The sequence below is a fragment of the Candidatus Paceibacterota bacterium genome (assembly GCA_035452965.1).
In the GTDB taxonomy this organism is placed as follows: Bacteria; Verrucomicrobiota; Verrucomicrobiia; order Limisphaerales; family UBA8199; genus UBA8199.
This window is the reverse complement of sequence record DAOTCE010000016.1, coordinates 66575-88624: the sequence shown is the minus strand read 5'-3', so window position 1 is coordinate 88624 and position 22050 is coordinate 66575. Positions and strand designations below refer to the sequence as shown.

20 protein-coding genes and 1 tRNA gene are annotated in these 22050 nt (G+C 61.6%); 10 read left to right on the top strand and 11 right to left on the bottom strand.

Annotated elements, in window-relative coordinates; translation table 11 throughout:
• Nucleotides 1-123: 123 nt before the first annotated feature.
• Both P5205_13410 and P5205_13405 read left to right on the top strand, forming a co-directional pair.
• Nucleotides 124-765 carry a hypothetical protein gene (locus P5205_13410; GenBank protein HSA11359.1) on the top strand — a complete coding sequence of 214 codons (642 nt, stop codon included), beginning with the start codon at nt 124-126 and terminating at the stop codon, nt 763-765.
• Nucleotides 766-865: 100 nt separating this feature from the next.
• Nucleotides 866-1717 carry an ABC transporter substrate-binding protein gene (locus tag P5205_13405; GenBank protein HSA11358.1) on the top strand — a complete coding sequence of 284 codons (852 nt, stop codon included), beginning with the start codon at nt 866-868 and terminating at the stop codon, nt 1715-1717.
• Between the two features lie 34 nt (nt 1718-1751).
• On the opposite strand, the gene infA is transcribed toward P5205_13405, so the two are convergent.
• Together infA and P5205_13395 are read right to left on the bottom strand one after the other, a co-directional pair.
• Nucleotides 1752-1967 carry a translation initiation factor IF-1 gene (gene infA, locus P5205_13400; protein HSA11357.1) on the bottom strand — a complete coding sequence of 72 codons (216 nt, stop codon included), beginning with the start codon at nt 1965-1967 and terminating at the stop codon, nt 1752-1754.
• 128 nt (nt 1968-2095) lie between these two features.
• A complete protein-coding gene (locus P5205_13395) occupies nt 2096-2413 on the bottom strand; it encodes an RNA-binding protein (protein HSA11356.1) in 318 nt (105 codons plus the stop codon).
• 309 nt (nt 2414-2722) lie between these two features.
• Here P5205_13395 and P5205_13390 point away from each other — a divergent pair, with 309 nt between their 5' ends.
• Entirely contained in the window at nt 2723-3331 is a 609-nt protein-coding gene (locus tag P5205_13390; GenBank protein ID HSA11355.1) for an HD domain-containing protein, read from the top strand.
• A 45-nt stretch (nt 3332-3376) separates the two neighbouring features.
• A complete protein-coding gene (gene thiM / locus P5205_13385) occupies nt 3377-4195 on the top strand; it encodes a hydroxyethylthiazole kinase (GenBank protein HSA11354.1) in 819 nt (272 codons plus the stop codon).
• Nucleotides 4196-4197: 2 nt separating this feature from the next.
• Here the strand turns inward: thiM and P5205_13380 are convergent, their stop codons facing one another.
• Together P5205_13380 and P5205_13375 are read right to left on the bottom strand one after the other, a co-directional pair.
• Entirely contained in the window at nt 4198-5055 is an 858-nt protein-coding gene (locus tag P5205_13380; protein ID HSA11353.1) for a hypothetical protein, read from the bottom strand.
• A 144-nt stretch (nt 5056-5199) separates the two neighbouring features.
• The gene (locus P5205_13375; protein HSA11352.1) at nt 5200-6750 is read right to left on the bottom strand and encodes an AAA family ATPase; all 1551 of its coding nucleotides are present in this window, start codon (nt 6748-6750) and stop codon (nt 5200-5202) included.
• 55 nt (nt 6751-6805) lie between these two features.
• Between P5205_13375 and P5205_13370 the strand changes: the two genes are divergently transcribed.
• Nucleotides 6806-7429 (top strand): DUF4202 domain-containing protein, encoded by a 624-nt coding sequence (locus P5205_13370; GenBank protein HSA11351.1) that lies wholly within the window; start codon nt 6806-6808, stop codon nt 7427-7429.
• On the opposite strand, the gene P5205_13365 is transcribed toward P5205_13370, so the two are convergent.
• Complete coding sequence (locus P5205_13365) at nt 7426-7770, bottom strand: hypothetical protein (protein ID HSA11350.1); 345 nt, start codon at nt 7768-7770, stop codon at nt 7426-7428. The two genes, P5205_13370 and P5205_13365, sit on opposite strands and share 4 nt — an antisense overlap.
• Before the next feature lie 322 nt (nt 7771-8092).
• On the opposite strand from P5205_13365, the gene P5205_13360 reads away from it, so the two are divergent.
• From P5205_13360 to P5205_13350, 3 genes are all read left to right on the top strand, one after another.
• Nucleotides 8093-9175 carry a sugar kinase gene (locus P5205_13360; GenBank protein HSA11349.1) on the top strand — a complete coding sequence of 361 codons (1083 nt, stop codon included), beginning with the start codon at nt 8093-8095 and terminating at the stop codon, nt 9173-9175.
• Between the two features lie 168 nt (nt 9176-9343).
• Nucleotides 9344-10240, top strand: a complete 897-nt coding sequence (locus P5205_13355) for an amidohydrolase family protein (protein HSA11348.1) — start codon at nt 9344-9346, stop codon at nt 10238-10240.
• Between the two features lie 146 nt (nt 10241-10386).
• On the top strand, nt 10387-11451 hold the full coding sequence (locus P5205_13350) for a glycerol-3-phosphate dehydrogenase (protein ID HSA11347.1): 1065 nt from the start codon (nt 10387-10389) through the stop codon (nt 11449-11451).
• A 195-nt stretch (nt 11452-11646) separates the two neighbouring features.
• Here the strand turns inward: P5205_13350 and P5205_13345 are convergent, their stop codons facing one another.
• Together P5205_13345 and P5205_13340 are read right to left on the bottom strand one after the other, a co-directional pair.
• A complete protein-coding gene (locus P5205_13345) occupies nt 11647-11871 on the bottom strand; it encodes a hypothetical protein (protein ID HSA11346.1) in 225 nt (74 codons plus the stop codon).
• Between the two features lie 239 nt (nt 11872-12110).
• The gene (locus P5205_13340; protein HSA11345.1) at nt 12111-12239 is read right to left on the bottom strand and encodes a hypothetical protein; all 129 of its coding nucleotides are present in this window, start codon (nt 12237-12239) and stop codon (nt 12111-12113) included.
• Between the two features lie 322 nt (nt 12240-12561).
• On the opposite strand from P5205_13340, the gene P5205_13335 reads away from it, so the two are divergent.
• The gene (locus tag P5205_13335; GenBank protein ID HSA11344.1) at nt 12562-14850 is read left to right on the top strand and encodes a nitric-oxide reductase large subunit; all 2289 of its coding nucleotides are present in this window, start codon (nt 12562-12564) and stop codon (nt 14848-14850) included.
• Nucleotides 14851-15435: 585 nt separating this feature from the next.
• Here P5205_13335 and P5205_13330 read toward each other — a convergent pair.
• The 4 genes from P5205_13330 to P5205_13315 all read right to left on the bottom strand — a co-directional run bounded on the left by P5205_13330 (nt 15436) and on the right by P5205_13315 (nt 20381).
• Nucleotides 15436-15528 (bottom strand) — tRNA-Ser (locus tag P5205_13330).
• Between the two features lie 172 nt (nt 15529-15700).
• Nucleotides 15701-17869, bottom strand: coding sequence for a glycoside hydrolase family 95 protein (locus tag P5205_13325; protein ID HSA11343.1), 2169 nt, complete (start codon nt 17867-17869; stop codon nt 15701-15703).
• A gap of 67 nt (nt 17870-17936) precedes the next feature.
• On the bottom strand, nt 17937-19310 hold the full coding sequence (locus tag P5205_13320; protein HSA11342.1) for a sugar porter family MFS transporter: 1374 nt from the start codon (nt 19308-19310) through the stop codon (nt 17937-17939).
• Between the two features lie 564 nt (nt 19311-19874).
• Entirely contained in the window at nt 19875-20381 is a 507-nt protein-coding gene (locus tag P5205_13315; protein HSA11341.1) for a response regulator, read from the bottom strand.
• Between the two features lie 314 nt (nt 20382-20695).
• Here P5205_13315 and P5205_13310 point away from each other — a divergent pair, with 314 nt between their 5' ends.
• Nucleotides 20696-22039 carry a DegT/DnrJ/EryC1/StrS family aminotransferase gene (locus P5205_13310; GenBank protein ID HSA11340.1) on the top strand — a complete coding sequence of 448 codons (1344 nt, stop codon included), beginning with the start codon at nt 20696-20698 and terminating at the stop codon, nt 22037-22039.
• Nucleotides 22040-22050 lie beyond the last annotated feature (11 nt).

The window sequence follows — 22050 nt, the reverse complement described above, 5'->3', positions numbered from 1 at the left end:
CGGGCGGGCACACCGGTGACGGAAAAGACCCGATACGATTTGGTTATTAGTACGGATTTCCAGCGCGGGCGGCGCGGGGCAGGATAGGGGTGATCGTTTGGCGACGAAAAGATGGCGTTGTGCTTGAAAAAACTGGGCACCCCGATGCCGGGATGTTTGCTGCGAAAAGGGCGGCGGGTCTTTGCTCTGCTGGGCAAAGCCACGCCGTTGGGTTTGGCGGCATTCAACCGGGACGATGTTTCTCGCAACTGGGCGCTGACGGCGGAGCTGGGTTGTCTTCGGCTGGAGCGGTTGTCCGGCGACGAGGAAGTAACCGGGGAGCAGGTGTTTTTGCCGCTGCCCGCTGACTATAACTACGGCATCACCGGTGCCGGCGAGTCGGAGGAGCGGACGCGTGCGGTGTTCGGGCTGCTGGCCTCGGAACTGGAGCAACTGGTTAGCGCGTTGCGGCGCGGCAGTTTTCCCGTGCTGGGTTTCTCGCAGCGAGATCTGCATTGCAGCCTGACCTGCTGCATCATCCCGGGCTATTGGCCGCATGTGGTCACGTCCAACATGGCGCTGCATGGCAATGTGGTGTCCCTGGAGGCGTTCGTGCGGTTGATGGTGGCATCTCTGCCGCAGGCCCGGCTCAGCCAGCGCTTTCCGCACTTGCAGCCGGTGTTCGAGCAGATGATGCGTCTGGTGGTGACGCGGCGCCGGGGGATTCCGTATAGCCGGGAGATGTTGGAGCTGGCGCCGGGCCCCGCGCCCCGCGACAGGACGTAAGCAGCGTGCGGGGACTTGGCGGGGGCGGATTGGGAAGCAAGCGGGTTGGCGCAAAGCTCTCGGCGTGACAGCGAGACGGAGGACGGGTTAGCTTGCGGGCATGTCGCAGACCACTTTAACCCTCGGCCACTCGCCCGATCCGGACGACGCGTTCATGTTCTACGGGCTGGCGCGCGAGCTAATCCCGACGCATGGGTTTCGTTTCCAGCACGTATTGCAGGACATCCAAACGCTCAATGAGCGGGCCACGCGAGGGGAGCTGGACATCTCGGCGGTGAGCATTCACGCCTATGCTTACGTGGGCGACCAGTACGCGTTGTTGCCGAGCGGCGCAAGCATGGGCGACGGTTATGGGCCGATGCTGGTGGCGAAGCAGAAGCTCACCCGGACGGAGGTCGCCCGCAGGAAGATCGCCGTCCCGGGCACGATGACCAGCGCGTTTCTGGCGCTGCAATTGTGGCTGGGCAGGCCGGCAAGGGAGTTCGATTATGTAGTTGTCCCGTTCGACCAGATCTTTGCTTCCGTTCGTTCAGGCGGGGCGGAGGTCGGGCTGATTATACACGAGGGACAGCTTACGTATCAGAATGAGGGCTTGCAGGTCTGCGAGGACCTGGGGGTGTGGTGGGGGAGCGAGAACGACGGTTTGCCGCTGCCGCTAGGAGGGAACGTCATTCACAAGCGCTTTCCGCCGGCGACGCGGCGCGTGGTGTCCGATGTGTTGACGGGGAGCATCCAGTACAGCCTGGACCATCGGCCCGAGGCGGTGCGGCATGCGCTCCAGTACGCGCGGGATATGGATCAGCGGCTGGCGGACAAGTTTGTCGGGATGTATGTAAACCACTGGACGCTGGATTACGGCGAGAAGGGGAGGGAGGCAATCCGGCGGTTCCTGGGCCAGGCGGCTGGCCGTGGGCTGATCGCCCGTGAGCCGGAGCTGGAGTTTGTGGCCTGAAACTGCCGAGCCGCCAGTTTTGGAGGGGGCGGGCTTATTTCAACCGCCAGACGATGCGGGCTTTGTCCAGATCGTAAGGTGACATTTCCATCTTAACGCGGTCACCGGCGGTGAGGCGGACCCAGCGTTTGCGCATTTTGCCGCAGATGGTGGCGAGGACGAGGTGGTTGTTGTCGAGTTGCACCCGGAACATTGTGCCCGGGAGCACGGTCTGGATGCGGCCTTCTACTTCAATATGTTCTTCTTTCATAGGTTGCTTCACCAACGGCCGGATTTGCTGGCACAGGCAACATCCCGCGCACCGGCCGGAAAGGACGCAACCAGAGAAAAGAACGAGGCCCGGTCAGCCCGGGCCTCGCACAAATGCGATCTGTTAAATTAGTAACGATCGCGTCCGCCACCGCGGCCACCATGGCCCCGATAGCCGCCGCCGCCCTGCGGGCGTTCTTCGCGCGGCCGGGCGATGTTAACCGTGAGGGCGCGTCCACCCAGTTCCTTGCCGTTGAGGGCGTCAATGGCCTTTTGGGCTTCCTCGGGCGTGCTCATGGTGACGAAGGCAAACCCGCGGGGACGGCCGGTTGCCCGGTCCATCATCAGGTTGGCTTCGACGACCGTGCCGTGGACCGCGAAGGCATCCTGCAGGTCGTTTTCAGTGATGTTGAAGGAAAGATTTCCAACAAACAATTTTGCGCTCATGTGATGTATCTAACTTACTGTCCTAGACTGACTTTAGCTTTCTCCCAACTGTTCCCGCCTATCGGGTTTCAAATCATCACTGAACGAAGTTCACCTGAAGATTTTCCATGCCAGGAAAGTGACAAGTTATCTAACAGACGAGCGAACAGTGGCTCTTTTTCAAGGAATAGCAAGCCTTTTTTCTAAAAATTCACGGCAGGGCTTCCGTGGCCGGCGGGGGAGGATTTCCCGCGGTGGCGTGGCGGGCCGGTGCCGGCGGCCCTCCATTGCCGGACTGGAAATCCGCGAGGGCGCTGCTATCCTGCGGCCATGAGTCAGCCCGGATACCGAGAGGCTATTGTTGATTACATCCGCTCCCAGGCCAAGCCGCCTGACAAGTTTAGCCACCAGCCCCGGCTGTATCAGCTCGCGAGGCGACTGGCGGATGGCCAGGCTTATGACGATGACGTGCTCTATGCCGCAGCCTGGATGCACGACCTCGGAGTCTTCGTCGGCCACCGGCCGGAGGACCTGGCGGCGCTGGCGGTCTGGGACCACGTGGTCTATGCGACCAGCCAGGTGCCGCGCGTCCTGCGGCAAGTGGGATTTCCCGAGGCCAAGATTTCGGCCACCATTGAGGTCATTCGGACCCACCTGCCGTCGAGGAGGCCGACCTCTTTTGAGGGCACGCTGCTGCGGGATGCGGACATCCTCGAGCAGCTCGGGGCTATCGCCGTCCTCCGCACCGTGAGCAAAGTAGGCCGCGACACGCGCTTTGTGCGGTATGCCGACGCGATCCGGGTCCTGAGGCAGAACGTGGAGCACCTGCCCGCGCAACTGGAGCTGCCCGCCGCGCGTCGCCTCGCCGAAAGCCGCGTCCGGAGCCTCAAGGCATTCCTGGATGCTGCCGAGGCCGAGGCCGACGGGATCGAACTGTAGGCCGTCGTTGCCGGTCAGGACTATGCGCTTCATCCACACCGCATTATGAAATCAGAGCCCTGGGACTTATTGGAGAGAGTTCGGCATCAAAAGCCTGTGGTGCACCATCTGACCAATTGGGTGACGATTTACGACTGCGCGCAGGTGCTGAAAACCCTGGGTGCCTCGCCGGTGATGGCCCACGCGCCGGAGGAGGCCGGCGAAATGGCGCAAATCGCCTCCGCTCTGGTTTTGAATATCGGGACCCTGACCGTTGAACTGGTCGAAGCAATGAAGCTTGCCGCCCGGAGCGCAAACCAGAAGGGCATCCCGGTAGTGCTGGATGCCTGTGGCGCAGGCGCCACCGCTCTACGCGACCGGAAATGTGTGGAGTTGCTCGACGAGGTCAGGGTGGGCGTAATCAAGGGCAATGCCTCTGAGGTGGCCAGGGTCAGCGGGCAGACTGCCAGGACCCGGGGTGTTGATGCGACCGAGGTCAGCGGCGACCTGGCTCGGCTGGCTGCAGATCTGGCGGCCCAACGCAAGGCCGCGGTGGTGATTACCGGCGAGGTGGATATCGTCACAGACTGCCGAAGCACGTATCTCGTGAAGAACGGTCACCCCCTGATGACGCGCGTGGTCGGGACAGGGTGCATGGCGGCCTCGCTGATCGGGGCTTTCGCGGCAGTTGAACTGGACCTGGGCCTGGCGGCTGCGTGTGCCCTGGCTTGTTACGGCATCGCGGCAGAGGTCGCGGCCGATAAGTCGTCCGGCCCCGCCTCGTTCAAGGAGCAGCTTTTTGACTGCCTCTACAATCTGGACAGGGATACGCTGAACCGGAGGCAGCGCGTAGACGTTCTACGGTCGCAGCCCGCGGGCGCCTGAGACTACTTGCGGACAGATTGGACGTGCTTGCCGCGGATGTTATGCGCGCGGAAATCCCACAGCAGCCAGTCGTCGTCGGGCACAAAGCGGTTGAGTTTGCTGTCCCATTTCCGGGGCAACCGCTGGTTTAACGTCTCGAGGAACGGCAGCAGTGGGCGCTGGGGGGGGAAGCGTTTCTCATGTTGATCAATCGGGATGTCTTCGTGCCAGCCGAAGCGCTTGCGGTAGGTCGCAAAGCCGAAGCCGTCGAAGAAGTTCTCCCCGCCGACCAGCGGGATGTACCACAGGCTGGGGATGCCGCGCGGGTTTTCCTTGATCGGCAGCTCCCGTTCCAGGCGTTCCAACAGCTCCCGGCCTGCCGGGTCATTTGCCAGGTGTTCGCGCAATTTGCGCAGGGCCGGGAAGAGGATCGGCGGGCTGACGAAGAGCACCGGTTTGTGCTGCATGGTGGCCATGATGATCTCGTGCGGCGTGCCGACGCTATAGATGTTCGTTGGGCAGTACGAGATGCTAAAATCGCTGGTATCCACCATCCGCAAGTCAATATGCAGCGTCTCCCAAAACCGCTTGGCGCACCAAGCTCGCGCCCGAGCCCCCTTCCTGCCGCCGGCGTAGGTCCACCGCTGCCGGATACGGTCGCCGCTCTTGACGTCCTCGCGGCCGTACTCGTGCAGTCCGCGCACGTCCGGCTTAAACCAGGGGTCGAACACCGTCACGCCCATCCCCTGCAAGAATTGGCTTACCCGGTTGCGCCAACCCGACCGCTTTTCCGCGGCGCGCGACGCCACAAAATCCATCGGCCCGGAGAGATAAACCCGGGCGCCGCGCAGGAGGTTGCTCTTGCCTTTCAAGGCTGGCATCAGCCGCATTAAACCGCCAAGTGCCCGCCGGCTCAAGCCACTTCGCGCGGCTCGCGGCCTTCAACCTGCACCCGGCGACCGTTCCTGATCCGGCACCCCAGGCACAAGCCCTCGCCGGCAAGCCGGGCGAGTTGTTTCCCGCCTCTACTTCCGATAGCTGGCCACGACCCAATCGCTCAGCACCTTGTCCGGCGCCTGCACGGCATCCGTATCAACGACGAACTCATTCTGGCCTGAGTTCTGGGCGATGAGCTTTAAGCCAAACTGAAAGTCCTTGAACCGTGTTGCGCACAGGTCGCGGATCGGCTGTCCCTTATCCAGCGCCTCCTTGACCAGGAGGTCGGCGGCGGCTTCGGTGAATCGGAGGGTCATGCCGTGCGCCGCCTGGAAGCGCCGCGCAAATTCGTCCACGAGTTGCCGCGTGACAATCCGTTCCTCCTGCGCCGGGTCCGCCAATATCTTTTGCAGCTCGGCTACCGGATCATCTACCAACTCGCGTGTGACCACGAAGCGGCGCACCTTGGTGGACGGCAATTCGAACTTGATGTCGCGGAAGACCCGTTCGCACACCGTCATCAAGCCGCGCGCGCCGGTCTGCTCGTCCGCCGCGCGCTCGGCGATCCGCCGCAGCCCCTGGTCGTCAAACAGCACCTCGATGCCGTAGGCCGCGAAGTCCTGCTCGTATTGCCGGATGATGCTGCCCTCGGAGCTCTTCAGGATCAGGAATAAGTCGTCCACCTTCAGCGAGTGGCACACCACGCGCACCGGCAGCCGCCCGATGAACTCCGGCTCAAAGCCAAACTCGATGAAGTCCCGCGTTTGGCCGTGGCCCAGCACGTCCTCCGGCGTTTGGAGTGGACGCTCCTTGGCGGCAAAGCCGATAATGGCTTCGCGCAGCCGCTTGCGGATGATCTGCTCCAACCCCCCAAACGCGCCGCTGACGATAAAGAGGATGTGCTTGGTGTTGATGGTGCTGGGCGCTTTGCGGCCGCGCTGGGTGAAATCCATCATCGCCTGGATTTGTCCGGCGATGTCGTTGGGCGAGCGCGCCGGCACCTCGGTTTCCTCCATCAGCTTAAGCAGGTTGGTCTGCACCCCGCGCCCGCTGACATCGCGGCCCACCGCGTTGCCGGCGGCGGCGATTTTGTCAATCTCGTCAATGTAGATGATGCCGTACTGCGCGCGAGTTACGTCGCCGCCGGCCAGGCGCAACAAATCGCGCACCATGTCCTCGACGTCGCCGCCCACGTAGCCGGTCTCGGAAAACTTCGTCGCGTCGGCCTTGGCAAACGGCACCCCGATCAGGTCCGCCGCGCAGCGGATCAGGAACGTCTTGCCCACGCCCGTGGGTCCGACGAGGATGATGTTCTGCTTGGCGTAATTCGGCGACTCCTTCCCCTCCAGCGCCAGCCGGACATGGTGGTAGTGGTCGCAAAGGGCGACGCTCAGCACCTTCTTGGCTTCGTCCTGTTTGATGACGAACCGGTCGAGGTAATCCTTCACCTCGCGCGGCTTGTAGTTGAAATCCAACAGGTCGGCTTTCCCTTGCCGCCCGGGGCTTTCCGCCACGCCGGCATCTGCGGGCTCCGCTGCTGGTTGCCCGCCTGCGGCCTGGAAATGCTGCCGAATGAATTCCGACATCTGCCGTTGGAACTCATCCTGCGACGACGGCCCGCTAAACATTGGTCTATTCATAATCTACCGTAGTATTCTTGTCATCCTACCGCACCTATGCCATAACACCAAACCGATGGCCGAGACCTTTCAGCCCCGCGACTCGCAGCGCTTCGATGCCGCCCTGTGCCGGTTCGATGAGGAGAATTCGCGCGACCCGCATCTCGACCAGGTCGCAGGTATCGCGCGTCCCCGCGAGCTGCTTTACGCACAATGGCTCACCGAGTGGGTGCTGAAGCTCTGCCCGGACGCTTCCGAAGAGCTTCGACTCGCCGCCCGCTGCCAGCATCTCCGCCGCTGGATGGTGCCGCGCGATTCCTATCCCATGACCCGCGCAGGCTACCTGAAATGGCGCGAGGATCTCAAACACTTCCATGCGCAGAAGGCCGGTGAGATCCTGCGCGAGGTAGGCTACTCGGAAGAGGTCGTTGCCCGCGTCCAGAGCCTGAACCTCAAGCGGAATTTCCCCCACGATGCGGAGGGCCGGGTCCTGGAAGACGCCCTCTGCCTGGTCTTCCTCGAACACCAGTTCGCCGATCTCGCTGGCAATCACGACGCCGCCAAAGTGATCAACGCGTTGCGGAAGACGTGGAAGAAGATGACGCCAGCGGCCCAAGCACGGGCAATGGAGCTTTCCCTCGATCCGCGCCAAAGGGTGCTGCTCGAGAGGGTCGTGCAGCCCGCCACCGGAGATTCTTAGCTGGCCGCTTCACGCCGATTCACCAGGTTGCAGAATCGTTCAGCACGGGCGAGCACCGCCTTGCTCGGCCGGCGTACCTGCGCGGGCGCATTCCACAGGATATAGAACTCGGCGTCCGTCGGAGGCCTGTGCATGGCCCGTTCAAAAGCGGCGCTACGTTCCTGCATAACGTGCCGGGTGACCAACAGAGCATTCTCGGGATTGGTCCAGTCCGCATTGGTGGATGCGTAATGCCACCATACTTCGGGCTTGATCTGGTAGCGGGAAATCTCCCCGGCGGCGCCTACGGCCTGGTCGTTGTCGCCCGACTCGAGCTGCGAAAGCGCGCTCCAGCGGTCCATGGCCACAAGTGGAAGACTGGTTCCGAAGGCCAACCCGATCGCGAGGAGGCGCGGTTTCAATATTACTCGACCAAACATTGCTCCGCTGCCAGGAGCAGAAGCCATGCCTCGCGTCCTCCAAGAATTTGGCTTGGGCCGATCCCAGATTCCCCGCAACGGTAGCCGCTGGTGTCAGCCGGCCCTGATTCTAGAGAGTGCGCAGAAATGCGCCGACTGACGGTGGCAGCCGCGGCGCCTTGGATTCGCGCAGGCTTCGGTCGGCCGTCAACTTTTTGGCAGACAACCCGCCCAGCTTCTGGGCATTATACCACACCAAACTCATATGAAGCACGGCTTAAATATCGCAAAGAGTGGAGCGCTGGATCTGGTGTCCCTTGGCGCTCTAGTTCATCGGCTCGACCCCGGCATCATCCCATTCCGTAAGGCGACTCAATGCCAAATTCACGTCAGCGGCGGTGAGTTCAACGTCGCCGCCAACCTGGCCGACTGTTTCCGCATGCAGACCGGCATCGCCACGGCGATGGTGGATTACCCCATCGGCGACCTCATTGCCGAGCGCGTCCGGGCAATGGGCGTGAGGCCTTTCTACAAGCATTTCAAACACGACGGGGTTCACGGCCCCAACATGGCGGCGGTGTATAGCGATCGTGGCCAGGGCGTGCGCGCGCCGGTGGTCTTCTACAACCGCAACAACGAGGCCGGGGCCCAGCTCAAGCCGGGCGACTTCGACTGGCCGGCGATCTTTGCCGGCGGCGTCCGCTGGTTCCACAGCGGCGGCATTTTCGCCGCACTCTCTCCGACCACCGCTGAGGTTATCATCGAGGGCATGGAGGCTGCCAAGAACGCCGGCGCCGTGGTCTCCTTTGATCTGAATTACCGCGCCAAGCTGTGGAACATCTCGGGCGGCCACGAGCGCGCAATCAAGGTGCTCGACCGCATCGTGAAAAACGTGGACGTGTTGGTCGGCAACGAGGAAGACCTGCAGATGGGCTTGGGCATCCCTGGGCCCGAAGTCGCCGCCAAGAACAAGCTCGACCCCAGCGCCTTCATCGGGATGATTGGCAAGGTCACGAAGAAGCATCCCCAGATCAAGGTCGTGGCCACCACCCTCCGCGAGGTGCATTCCACCAACCGCCACAGTTGGGGCGCCGTTGCCTGGATTGACGGTCAGACTTACACCGCGCCCACCTGCGAGTTGGACGTTCTCGACCGCGTCGGCGGCGGCGACGGTTACGCGGCTGGCTTCTTCTATGGCCTGCTGACCGGCGAAGAGCCGGCGGAAGCAGTCAAGCTCGGTTGGGCTCATGGCGCGCTCCTGACCACTTTCCCCGGCGACACCACCATGGCTACGCTGGACCAGGTCCGCGCGTTCGCCAAAGGCGGATCGGCGCGGATTCAGCGCTAGGAGTCTTGAAGCGGCCCGCAGTTTAAGCCTCTACTTTGGAAGGTGAACACCAGGCTTTTACTTCGCCGTGCTGTCATTTTCGTATCCCGTGCAGGGTGAGCGGGTAAGCGCATGAGAAGAAGGGCCTTCCTCAAATCGAGTGTGATGACTTGTTTGGGGATTTCCATCTTGAAGCGTTCGTTGTGGGGCGCGGAGACAGTGTTGCCTCAGCGACTGGCCGACCTGCCTATCATTGACTCTCATGTGCATTTCTGGGATCCGGCGGGGTTGGACTATGGTTGGCTGCGGAACCTGGCGATTGGCGGTCCGAGACTCCCGGGGGATTACTGGGAGGCAACAAACGGTGTTCGGGTTGAGCGGTTGGTGTTCGTTGAGGCCGCATGCCGGCGAGATCAATGCAGGGAGGAGGCAGCCTGGGTGGAGAAACTGGCAGCAATGGAACCACGGATCGGGGGTATCGTTGCCTTTGCGCCGATGGACGACGAAAAGGCCCTCGCGCGGACCTTGGAGGACTTCTCCCATCGCCGGCTGGTCAAGGGCATCCGGCACCTGATTCAATCCGAGCGAGACGTGGAGTTCTGCCTGCGCCGGCCATTTGTCGCGGGCGTGAAGATGCTGGCGCAAGCGAAGCTGACGTTTGATGTGGGGGCTCGCGCGGAACAGCTTCCCGCCGTGGTCAAGCTCGTCGAACAATGCCCGCAGGTGTCCTTTGTGCTCAATCATCTTGGCAATCCAAATATCAAGCAGGGGGCCTTCGAGCGATGGAGCCAGGACATCCAGAAACTGGCCGCGTTGCCGAACATCTCGTGCAAGGTCTCAGGGGCGGCGACCAGCCTGGATTGGAGCACAGGTACGATCGAGCAGCTTAGACCTTACGTCAATCAGGTGTTGGCGCAGTTTGGGTTCAAGCGCGTGCTGTTCGGGAGCGATTGGCCGGTGTGCACCCTGGCTTGCAGCTTCCGCCGTTGGTTGGAGGCGGTGGGCGAAATCACCAATGGCTGCACCAAGGCTGAGCGAGTGCGGCTCTTCTCCAAGAACGCGCGGAAGATCTATGGCTTACGGTGATAAGCGGCGCGTCAAATTGGCGGTTCCGCCACGCTTCTCCGCCCAGGAACTTGACCCGTTGACGTCGGCCTGACACCCTGCCGCCTCATTATGGCTGGCAACACAATAACACCACAGCGTTGCGCAAGCAGCATTGAGGATGCAGCATGTCTGATGTAACAATCGTAGGCGCGGGGATGATGGGATCGGCGGTGGCCTGGCCGCTAAGCGATAACGGCCACCACGTCCGCTTGGTCGGGACCCATCTTGACGCCGAGATCATTGCTTCGTGCCTGGAGAAACGCTGGCATCCTCGCCTGCGGCGCCGGCTCCCGGACAATGTGCAGCCATTTCAGGTCGGCCAGATTGCGGAGGCGTTGGAAGGCGTCGAGGTTGTCGTCAGCGGCGTAAGCTCGCCCGGGGTGCACTGGATCGGGCGCACACTGGCGCCCCACCTCAAACCTGGCATGAAGATCATCGCCGTCACCAAGGGGCTGGAAGCGACTGCCGACGGTAATCTGCGCATACTGCCCGACGTGCTGGCCGATGAGCTGCCCGCGGCGGTGCGGGGCAAAGTGAGTCTGGCGGCCATTGGCGGGCCATGCATTGCGGGCGAACTGGCCGGGCGGCGCCAGACCTGCGTCTATTTCACGTCCCGTGATGCCGCGGTTCTCCCCGTCTTGCGCCAGATGTTCAAGACGCCTTATTACCACATCTTTCTCTCGACGGATATTATAGGCGTGGAGGTCTGCGTGGCGCTCAAGAACGCGTTCACGCTGGCGGTAGGGCTGGCGGGGGGGATGCTGGACAAATTGGGAGGGCCTGATGAGGCGGACGCGCAGAATCACAATCCCGCAGCGGCGCTCTTCGGCGCAAGTGCCAAAGAAATGGCGCGGCTGGTCTCTCTGCTGGGTGGCGATCCGGCCATGGCGGCTTCACTGCCCGGCGTGGGCGATCAGTACGTGACTTGCATGGGGGGGCGCACCGTTCGGCTGGGGCGGCTGCTGGGCAAGGGCATGACCTACGAGCAAGCCCGCGCCGAGATGGCTGGAGAGACGCTGGAGAGCGCCTTTGTGGTGACGCAGATTGCCAAGGCGCTTCCGGGCCTGGAGGCTCGGGGACTGCTGGGCCGCGAAGAGTTGCCGCTCACGCGGTGTCTTTGCCGGATAATCACCGAGCGCGCGCCGGCAGAGGTGGACTTCGATCGCCTGTTTCTCGACGACCTGAAATGAGCTGAAACGCGGATGCTGTGACCTGCGAGCGCTTCAGCGCAGCGCAGGCGTATGAAACACTTCAATGCGGCCGCACACCAACGCCATGGGACTCCCTTGAACGGTCAAGGGTACCTTGCGCTTTAGCCCTGGGACTTCGTGTTAATAGAGAACCTAGCTGCGCTGCCCCAGGATAACCTCTGACGGTTACTGACCCTACCGCCAGTGGTGGTGAGCGTGGCCATGGAAGTGTCCCCGAGGGGGAGGATAGTAGCGATAGCCGGGATGCACTATAATCGGTGCGGGCGCGACTACCACCGGTGGTGGCGGTGCGCAGACGGGCTCGTAATAGGCGACCTCATAATGCCCCGGCGCCACACAACCCTGATTGAGCACGACCACGCCGGCCAGTAACCCGCAGAGCAGAAAGGTCTTTTTCATAGGCATCTTTATTTCGGATCGGCCTCTCGGCCGACTGGAGGCTAGACGCTTGGGAACGGGATTTTATTGAATTTTTCCTTCAAAGTTCAGGTTCATTTCACGTTATGGTGCTTTCCTGCCCAAGTGTCGCCCTCGAAGCTTCGGTTGGATTTATTGAATCCTCCACTGTTTGCATGGATCTCAGAGCTTTGTTTGAGCTGCGCAGGAACTTGCTACTGCACACCCGTTCGCACTGGGCGCTACGCGGGTGCGGTAATGTCGGACTCCAATCGGGTCAGTGGATGCTCAATCGTCTCAGGCACAACCTGCGCTGCGACCAGCGATTTTACGGATGACCCATTGGTCTGCTGGTGAACGTGCGGGTGCATATTTTGCTCAAGCAGCCGCAGGGGGGGCGCAACGAGTATCTGTGAAGGCAACGTGGCGTAAGCGGTGGATTCGCCCTGGTTTTGCAGTTGGGGAGAATTCGCCTGGAAGACATGGTCCGACCCGGCGATGTATCAGCACGGGTGATAGAAGGTATAGACACCGCTGATCTGACGTGGCAGATTGTTCCTGCCTTCAAGTTGGGCGTGCGCTGGATGAAGCAGGGTCGGCATTTTTCGCGGTGCTTGATGGCTGCACGCTGGCTGACTTACGAAAGCAGCCGGCGAAAGTGCGTGCCGCGAATGATCTGTAAACGAACAATCTATGAACTATCGAAAGCTCTGGGCCAGCCTGGCAATCGTTATCGTCGTGTCATTTGCCGTTCTGATTTACTACGGGAACGACATCTACCAGGAGATGCCGCCGCTTCCGGAAAAGGTCATTGCCGAGGACGGTACGGTTCTATTCACCAAGCAAGAGATTTTGGATGGGCAGAATGTCTGGCAATCCGCCGGTGGCCAGCAGATGGGAACGGTGTGGGGACACGGCGCCTACGTCGCTCCGGATTGGTCGGCGGACTGGTTGCATCGGGAGGCGGTCTGGCTGCTCGAGCAATGGGCGCAAGAACGATTCGGCAGGCCGTATGAAGAACTTGCAGCGCCGGACCAGGGAGCGCTGCGGGCAAGGCTGCAGGTGGAGATGCGAACGAACACCCACAACCCGGACTCCGGCGAACTGACTGTCTCAAAGGATCGCGCTGCGGCAGTTCGCGCGGTGGCGGAGCATTACAAGCGGCTATTCAGCGATGCGCCGGAACTGGCCGAGCTGCGCGAGGCGTATGCAATTCCGTCAAACGTGTTGCGTGACCCGGAACGGCGTCATCTCATCACGGCGTTTTTCTTCTGGGCGTCCTGGTCCTGCGCGGCGAATCGGCCGGGGGAGAACATCAGCTATACCCAAAACTGGCCGCCTGACCGGTTGGTGGGCAATGTGCCGACCGGGTCGAGTGTGATCTGGTCGGTCGTGAGCTTTGTTCTGTTGCTGGCGGGCATTGGCGCGCTGGCGTGGTACTATGCGGTGTTGAAACATAAGGAAGAAGGACCGCACGAAGCGGCGGAACATGATCCGCTGCTGGCGTTGCGGCCGACGCCCTCGATGCGCGCGACTTTGAAGTATTTCTGGGTTGTCGCCGCCCTGATCGTCACCCAGGTGATGCTGGGCGTGGTCACGGCTCACTACGGCGTGGAAGGGAGCGGATTCTATGGAATTCCGCTGGCTGAATGGCTGCCCTACGCGGTCACCCGAACGTGGCACACGCAATTAGCCATATTCTGGATAGCCACCGCGTGGCTGGCGACCGGTCTGTTTATTGCGCCAGCGGTATCGGGATATGAGCCTAGGTTTCAGCGGGCCGGGGTGAATTTTCTCTTCATCTGTCTGCTGATTATCGTCGTCGGGTCCATGTACGGCACGTGGGCCGGCACGCGGCAAGAGATGGGGTTTGAAGCCAACTTCTGGTTCGGTCATCAGGGCTACGAGTACGTGGACCTTGGGCGATTCTGGCAGATCTTCCTGTTTGTGGGCCTGTGGGTCTGGCTTCTTCTGATGGCCCGCGCGATGTGGCCCGCCTTCCGCCAGCCCAGTGAAAACCGTCACCTGCTGGCGCTGTTTCTGATCGCCTCAACGGCCATCGCCCTGTTCTACGGCGCGGGATTGATGTGGGGTCGTCAAACCCATTATGCCATGGCTGAATACTGGCGCTGGTGGGTGGTGCATCTATGGGTGGAAGGGTTCTTTGAAGTCTTCGCTACGGTCGTCATTGTATTCTTGTTCACGCGGATGGGTTTGTTGCGAACAGTGACTGCCACCGCGGCAGTCTTGTTCTCCACGACCATCTTCTTGTCGGGCGGTATCGTCGGGACCTTTCATCATCTGTACTTCAGCGGCACTCCGACGGCGGTGATGGCTTTGGGAGCGACCTTTAGCGCCCTGGAAGTGGTGCCGCTGGTGCTGATTGGCTTTGAGGCGTACGAGAACCTGACGCTCTCACGCGCGCGAAAATGGGTCTCGGCGTATCGCTGGCCGATCTACTGCTTTGTGGCGGTGGCGTTCTGGAATCTCGTGGGCGCTGGCCTGTTCGGCTTTCTCATCAATCCGCCCATCGCCCTCTATTACATGCAGGGGCTCAACACGACCGCGGTCCATGGGCACACCGCTTTGTTCGGGGTTTATGGCATGCTTGGCATCGGCCTGATGCTGTTCTGCCTGAAGGGGCTCACCGTGCGCAAGACGTGGCGAACCGGGCCGCTCGCGTTCGCGTTCTGGTTCATCAACATTGGACTCGCGCTCATGGTGCTGCTCTCCGACCTGCCGCGCGGCCTGATGCAAACCGTCGCGAGCGTCAACGAAGGCATGTGGTGGGCGCGCTCGGCCGACTTCATGCAGACGGGCATCATGGAGACCTTTCGCTGGCTGCGTGTCATTGGGGATACGATTTTCGGCATTGGCGTCGTGGTGCTCGGCTGGTTTGTGCTCGGCATCAAGACCGGCTGGTCGTTGACCGCACAACCGGACGCGGTCGCAGAAGAGTTTTCCTCAGACGTATCCTCATAACGAACCTGGACAGAATAGCGGAGACCAAAGTGAATCCAGTCCGTGAGGTTTGAACCTTAGCGTCCCACTCCAGTCCCAACATCACATACCAAACCCTGCAATACCTTGATGGACTAACCTCCTGCTATTGCAGGGGCTGGACCTGTCGAGTGGTTCCAGACGGCAGCCGATCCCGGCCGGGGATAGGGCGAGCGATAGTCTTGGTCGCTCAGCGGCCCGGTCAGTTGCCGCAGATTTTCCGGGAGACCGAGTTGATTCCTCTGCCTCAAAACGGTAGCCGGAAGAGCCGACATTCTGCATACAGCTTTAAGAGTTGGGTCGGGGCGAGCCTCTCCAGTAGTTCTGAAGAAGCAATGAGATGGAAACCGCCCGATGAATTCAGACTGATTGTCCTCAGGGCGCCAGATCGCAGAATCCTGCCGTCGTCGCGAGGGCCGTCTGTTTTGCAGGCGTTCAGGACGGCTTTGAACGGCTGGAAACAGCCGCGAGAACTCTTGAGCGTGTTATGACTACGCGTTGCGACTGAGAGCCCTCCTCTCAACTGCCTGTCGCGCAAGTCTTTAGTTATCAGATGGATATAAAACATGGCGGAGAGAGGGGGATTCGAACCCCCGATACGCCTTTAGAGCGTATAACGGTTTAGCAAACCGCCGCCTTCAGCCACTCGGCCATCTCTCCAAACTAGCGATGCAGCGCTGTAGGCTTCGCGAGCTGTGGTGCGCGAAGTTCACTGCGCGCCGTTTGCGCGACACTGCGGGTGCCAGGAAGGCTGCCCGAGCCGGCCACAAACGTCTATGGACCAAGGTTTATAGCTGCATTCGCCCTGGTGGTCAAGCCGGCTGCTGGCACATCAATGTCGTGGTCTCGCCGAGGTTTCGGTCTTCGTGTGGCCGTTGGCATGGACCGTTGCCGTCCGCGGTCTGGGTGAGCTGATGCGGTAGCCGGTTACTTTGCCGTGCTTCCAGGTGATGTCCACGGTGTAACCGCCGCGTGCGCGGAGGCCTTTGACGGCGCCGGCGGGCCAGGCTTTGGGCAGTGCCGGCAGGAGTTCGATCTGGCCGGTGTGCGATTGCAGCAGCATCTCGCAAATGCCGGCGGTGTAGCCGAAGTTGCCGTCAATCTGAAACGGGGGGTGGGCATCGAAGAGGTTGGCGTAAACACCGCCGCCGTCCTGGTAGTTGATGCGGGTGTCCCCGACCAACCGCAACAAGTTGCCGACGAGTTTGTGGGCGCGATCGCCGTCGTGCAAACGCGCCCAGAGGTTGATTTTCCAGGCGGTGCTCCAACCCGTGCTGACGTCGCCCCGCGCGTTAAGGGACACTCTGGCGGCGTCGGCCAGCGAAGGGGACGTTCGCGGGGTGATCTGACGGCCCGGATGCAGCGCTACGAGGTGCGAGAGATGCCGGTGGGTATCTTTCGGGTCGTCGCGGTCCACCATCCATTCCTGGAGCTGGCCCCAGCGGCCGATCTTCGGGCTGAGCAGTTGGTCGCGTTTGGCGGCGATTGTGTCGCGGAACTCGTGGTCGAAGTTGAGCGCGGCGGCGGCCTCGACGGTGTTGTTGAACAGGTCCCAGACCAGTTGCTGGTCGTGCGAGACGCCATCCTCGCGCGGGCCATGCTCGGGCGAGTAGCCGTCGGGCGCGACCAGTGTGCCGTCCGGCAGGGTTTTGAGGCGGTCGAGCCAATACTCGCAGACCTCTTTCATCATCGGGTAGGCCAGGGTGCGCAGGTATTCCTTGTCACCGCTGAAGGCGTAGTGTTCCCAGAGGTTTTGCATGCACCAGGCGCTGCCGGACTGGATCCATTCCCAGGTGGAACCGCCAAAGATGCCGTTCTCCGCCCGCATGGTCCATCCACGGGTGTGGAATGCTTCCTTGGTAGCGGCCTTGCGCACTTCGCGGATGGAGTTCAGCCAGGCGGCATACGGCTGGAAGCACTCGCCCAGATTGGCGGGCCCGGCGGGCCAATAATTCATCTGCACATTGATGTCGGTGTGATAATCACTGCGCCACGGCGGCCGGTTGCTTTGGTTCCATTTGCCTTGCAGATTGGCCGGCAAGCCGCCGGGGCGCGACGAGGCGATGAGCAGGTAGCGGCCATAGTGGAACAGGAGCGTTTCCAAGCCCGGGTCGGGCGTAGGGGTCTGGCTCAGCCTGACCAGTCGCTCGTCCGTCGGCAAAGTCCGTGTCGGACTTGGTCCCAAGTCGAGCGCCACCCGGTTGAAGAGGGCCTGGTAGTCTCGGAGGTGGGCGGCCAGCAGCTTCTTGTAAGGGACTTGCTCCGCCGCTCTCAGGCGGGAGGTGATGGCGCGATGCGGCAGGGCTCCACGCCAGCCTTGGGCGCGGTCCTGCACGAAGTCCGTTCCGGCGTCGAGCAGCAGCGTGAGCGCATTTGCGTTGCTGAACGCGATCGTGTCTCCGGCGGGCTTGATCGTGCCGCCCTGGTTGAGCACGAGGACCTGCGCCTCGTAGTTCAGGGCGATGGCATAAGGGTTGGTTCCCTCGTATTGGTAACCGGCCAGCGAGCCGGAGGCCAATAGACGGTGGCCGTCTGCGCTGACTTTTCCCTGATGCATGTCCGTCAGCCTCACGGTTCCGGCGAGGCTGCGCGGCTTGTCTGCCGTGAATCGAAAGATCAGGACCCCGGCGGGGAAGCTGGCGAAGGCTTCGCGGCGGTACTTTACGCCGCCGCTTTTGTAGGTGACGGTGTGGATCGCGCGTTGCAGGTCGAGTTCGCGCCGATACGCGGTCACCGGGCCATGCTCCAGGTCAACCAGCACATCGCCGAATGCCTGGTAGGCGCCGGTATCGGTTTCATCCCCGATCCAGAGCGTTTCCTCGTTGAATTGGATGCGCTCCCGGGGCGCGCCGCCGAACAGCATGGCGCCCAGCCGGCCATTGCCGATCGGGAGCGCTTCCCGCTCCCAGTCGGCGGCGGGCTCGTCGTACCACAGCCTGGTCTCGGTGGCGGCGGCGGTAAGGCTCACTATCAGCAGCAGTCCAGCTATTCGACTCACCATTTCTCCTTTCGTTGCATGACCTCAACTCCAGCGGGCAGGTTCGGAGGGATCTTCCGTCATGCCAGGCCTACTTGATGCCCAGACGTTTCTGGATCTGCTCCAGCGAAACGCCTTTGGTCTCCGGCATGAGGAACCAGACCCATAGCAACTGACCCACCATGCACACGGCGTAAAACGCAAAGGTGTGCCCGCCCGATTTGGCGGCAATAATCGGGAATGTCCACGAGATGGCCGCGGCCATGATCCAGTGCGTGAAGCTGCCCAGCGCCTGGCCTCGCGCCCGGACACGGTTCGGGAAGATTTCGCTGATGAACACCCAAATGACCGCGCCCTGCCCGAAGGCATGGGAGGCGATGAACACCAGCAGGCTGATCAGCAGCAGCTTACCGCCCGTGTTGGTGTAGAAGGCATAAGCGGCGGCGCTCAGGCTTAGGATGTATCCGAAGGAACCCACGAGCATGAGTCTGCGCCGTCCGAAATGGTCAATTACCGCCAGCGCGGCCATGGTGAAAACCAGGTTGGTGACCCCGATGATCACCGACTGCAACAGGGCGGACTCGGCGCCGGCTCCGGCCATTTTGAAGATGTGGGCTGTGTAGTAGATGAGGGCGTTGATGCCCGAGAGTTGGTTAAAGGCCGCAATGGCCACGGCCAGCAGGATGGGCTTCAGGTATTTGCGGCAGAAGAACGGCTCTTCGAGGCGGTGATGCTGCAAATCCAGGGAGGCCTGGATTTCCTTGATCTCTTCTTCTACGTTGCCCAGGTCGGTCCCGCATTTCTCAAACACGGCGCGCGCTTCCGCGTCACGGCCGCGGGCGATCAGCCAACGGGGGCTTTGCGGCGTGATGAAGAGCAGGCAGAAGAAGAGGGCCGAAGGGGCGGCCATCACGCCGAACATCCAGCGGCATTCGTTCGGGCCGGGATACAGGCTGCCGATGATGTAGTTGGACAGGTAGGCCAAAAGGATGCCCAGCACGATGTTGAACTGAGTAATGGCCACGAGGCGCCCGCGGAATTGGGCGGGGGAGATTTCGGCAATGTACATCGGTGATACCACCGACGCGCCGCCCACCGCCAATCCTCCCAGAAAGCGAAACAGCATGAATGACCACCAGTCCCATGCGAGCGCGCAGCCGATGGCCGAGACAAAAAAGAGGATGGCCAGCAAAAAGAGGACGCCGCGCCGGCCCAACGCGTCGGCCGGCTTGCCCACCACGACCGAGCCGATAATCGTGCCGACTAAAGCGCTCGAAACCGTGAACCCGAGCGAAAAGTCAGTCAACGTGAACTGGCTCTTCAGCCAGTCGGTTGTGCCGGAGATGACTGCCGTGTCGAACCCGAAGAGCAGCCCGCCCAACGCGGCCACAATCGCGCTGGTGAGCAGGCCAGCCGTCAACCGGGCCGGGCGGGGCAGACCGGGGGAGGTTGTGGAGTTGGTCATGGTCTTCTGCGTTCAAAGCTGTATGCGGGAAGGCGCGGGTGATCAAGGTTTTGTTTGCGGGATGCTGCCCGATCGCTGTCGCCGGGGGTATGTAGTGCCGACAGTTGGGAATGCCGGACACGGAAGGCGCCAATTCTCACGGAAATTGGCGTATGCTCATTATTTACAGTGGGTTACAAGGACCGGGGCGATGTAAACGCCGATTTTATAGCTAGATTCTCATAAGTCCTGTGATGACAAAGTGTTACGCGCGGGTTCTCTGGCGATGTCAAGGCTGTATCCACGGTGTGGATACGGTGCGGATACGGTGTGGATACGGTGGGACTCCCTTGGGGGGAGGGGTCGGGTTCCGGGCAGCGGCAAACCAGAGCGCCTGGTTTTCGGAGAGAGGGGCAGGGGAGCAGGCTGGAGTTCGATGGAAAGCTCTGGCACCTCTTTCCGGAGGAACCATGCTTGCGCCGGCTGGAGCCTGTTAGGCGAGCGGTCTGCCCGGGGGCTTGAGCTGGCTTCGGCAAATCCTTGCGAGCACGCTGCCGCAGGGATGAATCACTTCGCGGTGGGGCCTTAGTTCGCCCCGTTTACCGCCGCGAATAGCTGCTCATGATCCACAGGTTTTTGGAAGTAAGCCACTGCACCCAGTCGCTTGGCGCGCCTACGGTCGGACTCCGAATCCGAGTTGGACACCATGATGAAGCGGGCGCCTTTTGCGGCCGGATAGCCACGCAGCCACGTCATGATCTGGAAGCCGTCCCAGGAGCCCATGCCACCGCTGGAAACATCGGGCTGAAAGGTGATGTCCATCAGGATGGCGTCGGCCGGTTCCTCGCCCAGGGTGGAGATGACTTCCGAGCCTTCCGTTGCGGTCCGAACGTGGAAGCCGGCGGCTTGTAGTTTCGCTGCCGTCGCTTTCAGGAAGATGGGGTCGTCATCTACGATCAGCACTCGTTTCCCGGCAGGAAGCGTTGGAGCGACAACCTCGGCCGGGCGAGCCGCGGGGCCATCTCTGCCTGGGGAAGGCTTTGGCGCTGGTGGGGGGGTGGTGTCGAAACCGTAAGGTTTGAATTTGATCATATACTACTCCGAAGTTAGTTGTGTTTTCTGCACTGGTAACAGCATGCGCTCTGGGGCCATTTCCTGCCATCGGGCACGCCATGGTTTTCGCGCCGGGATATCCATGAATTTGCCCCCGGGGGTTTACCGGGTGCCGGCCCGGGCGGAGGGACTTGCGCGTGTTGTCCGATGGGACGGAAACCGCTCATTAGGATTGCCACCGCCAATGACCAGGCCTAGACTGGCCCGGTAGTGAAATCGCACGCACGATTGACAGCGCCCACGCTGAATAACCGAACCGATTGAGATAAGGAAGCGAAGCCATGAAAAATGATATGACATTGACACGACGCAGTTTCATCCGTACCGCCGCGGCGGGTTCCGTTGCTTTGGGTTGGCTCGGGACGGGCCAGGCTCCCAGGGTGTTCGCAGCCGAGGCCGCCAAGCCCGCCTTGCTCGGCGGTACTCCCGCCCACAAAGGCGGGTGGGTTGCCTGGCCGCAATGGCGGAAGGAGTGGGAGCCCGAAATGCTGGAGGTTTACCGGAGCTGTCGCTGGTTTCGCAACTCGGCCGGGCATGTGGCGGAGTTCGAGCAGGGCTACGCCAAGTTGCTGGGCGCCAAACGCTGCCTGGCGACCACCAGCGGCACTACGGCGCTGATCGTCAGCTTGTACGCGATGGATGTGGATGCCGGGGATGAGGTGATCGTCTCCCCTTACACTTTCATTGCGAGCTACAATGCCATTCTTTCGCACAAGGCCCTGCCGGTGTTTGCCGATACCGACCCGGCCACCCTTACCGTGGACCCTGCCATGATCGAGAGCCGCATAACGGATCGGACGCGGGCGATCATGCCGGTCCACATCTTTGGCATGCCGTGCGACATGGATCCGATCAACGCCATCGCGCGGAAGCACAAACTGGCGGTGGTCGAGGATGCCTGCCAGGCGTGGCTCGCGGAGTATAAGGGCCGAAAGTGCGGCACACTCGGTGACCTGGGCTGCTTCAGCTTCCAGGAATCGAAGCACCTCCCGTCCGGCGAGGGGGGCGCCATTACGAGCATGAGCGAGGAGTTGATTGACAAGTGCGACTCCTATCACAACTGCGGCCGCGCGGTCGGAACGAACAAGGGGAACGGGTGCTTCACCCGCGGCAATAATTACCGGATGACCCAGGCGCAGGCGGTGCTGCTCAGGAACCAGCTTGAGAAGCTGGTCCAGGAAACCGAAGTCCGACGGGCGAATGCCGACTACCTGAGCGCCAACCTGGGCAAGATTCCTGGCATCACGCCGGTGCGGCTGTCGGAAAACAGCCGGCCGGTGTGGCACCTTTATTCGTTTCGCTACGATCCGGCGCAATTCAACGGCCTGTCACGCGAGCAGTTCGCCAAGGCGATGGGGGCGGAAGGGGTGCCTTGCGGTGGCGTCTACCACGAGCAGTATTACGACGGCCTGCTCGACGAAGCCATTGCCTCGCGCGGCTTCAAGCGGCTTTGGGGCACCAAGCGGCTCAAGGCTTACCGCGATAGTTTCCAGGAATTGAAAGGCAACAAGCAGGTGTGCGAAACGACAGTCTCCTTCAGCCAGACGATGTTGCTGACCGACCGCAGCGCCATGGACGACATCCTGGAAGCGATCCGCAAGGTGCAGGCTCACAGCGCTGCGTTGGTGAAAGCCTGAGCGCAAAGGGC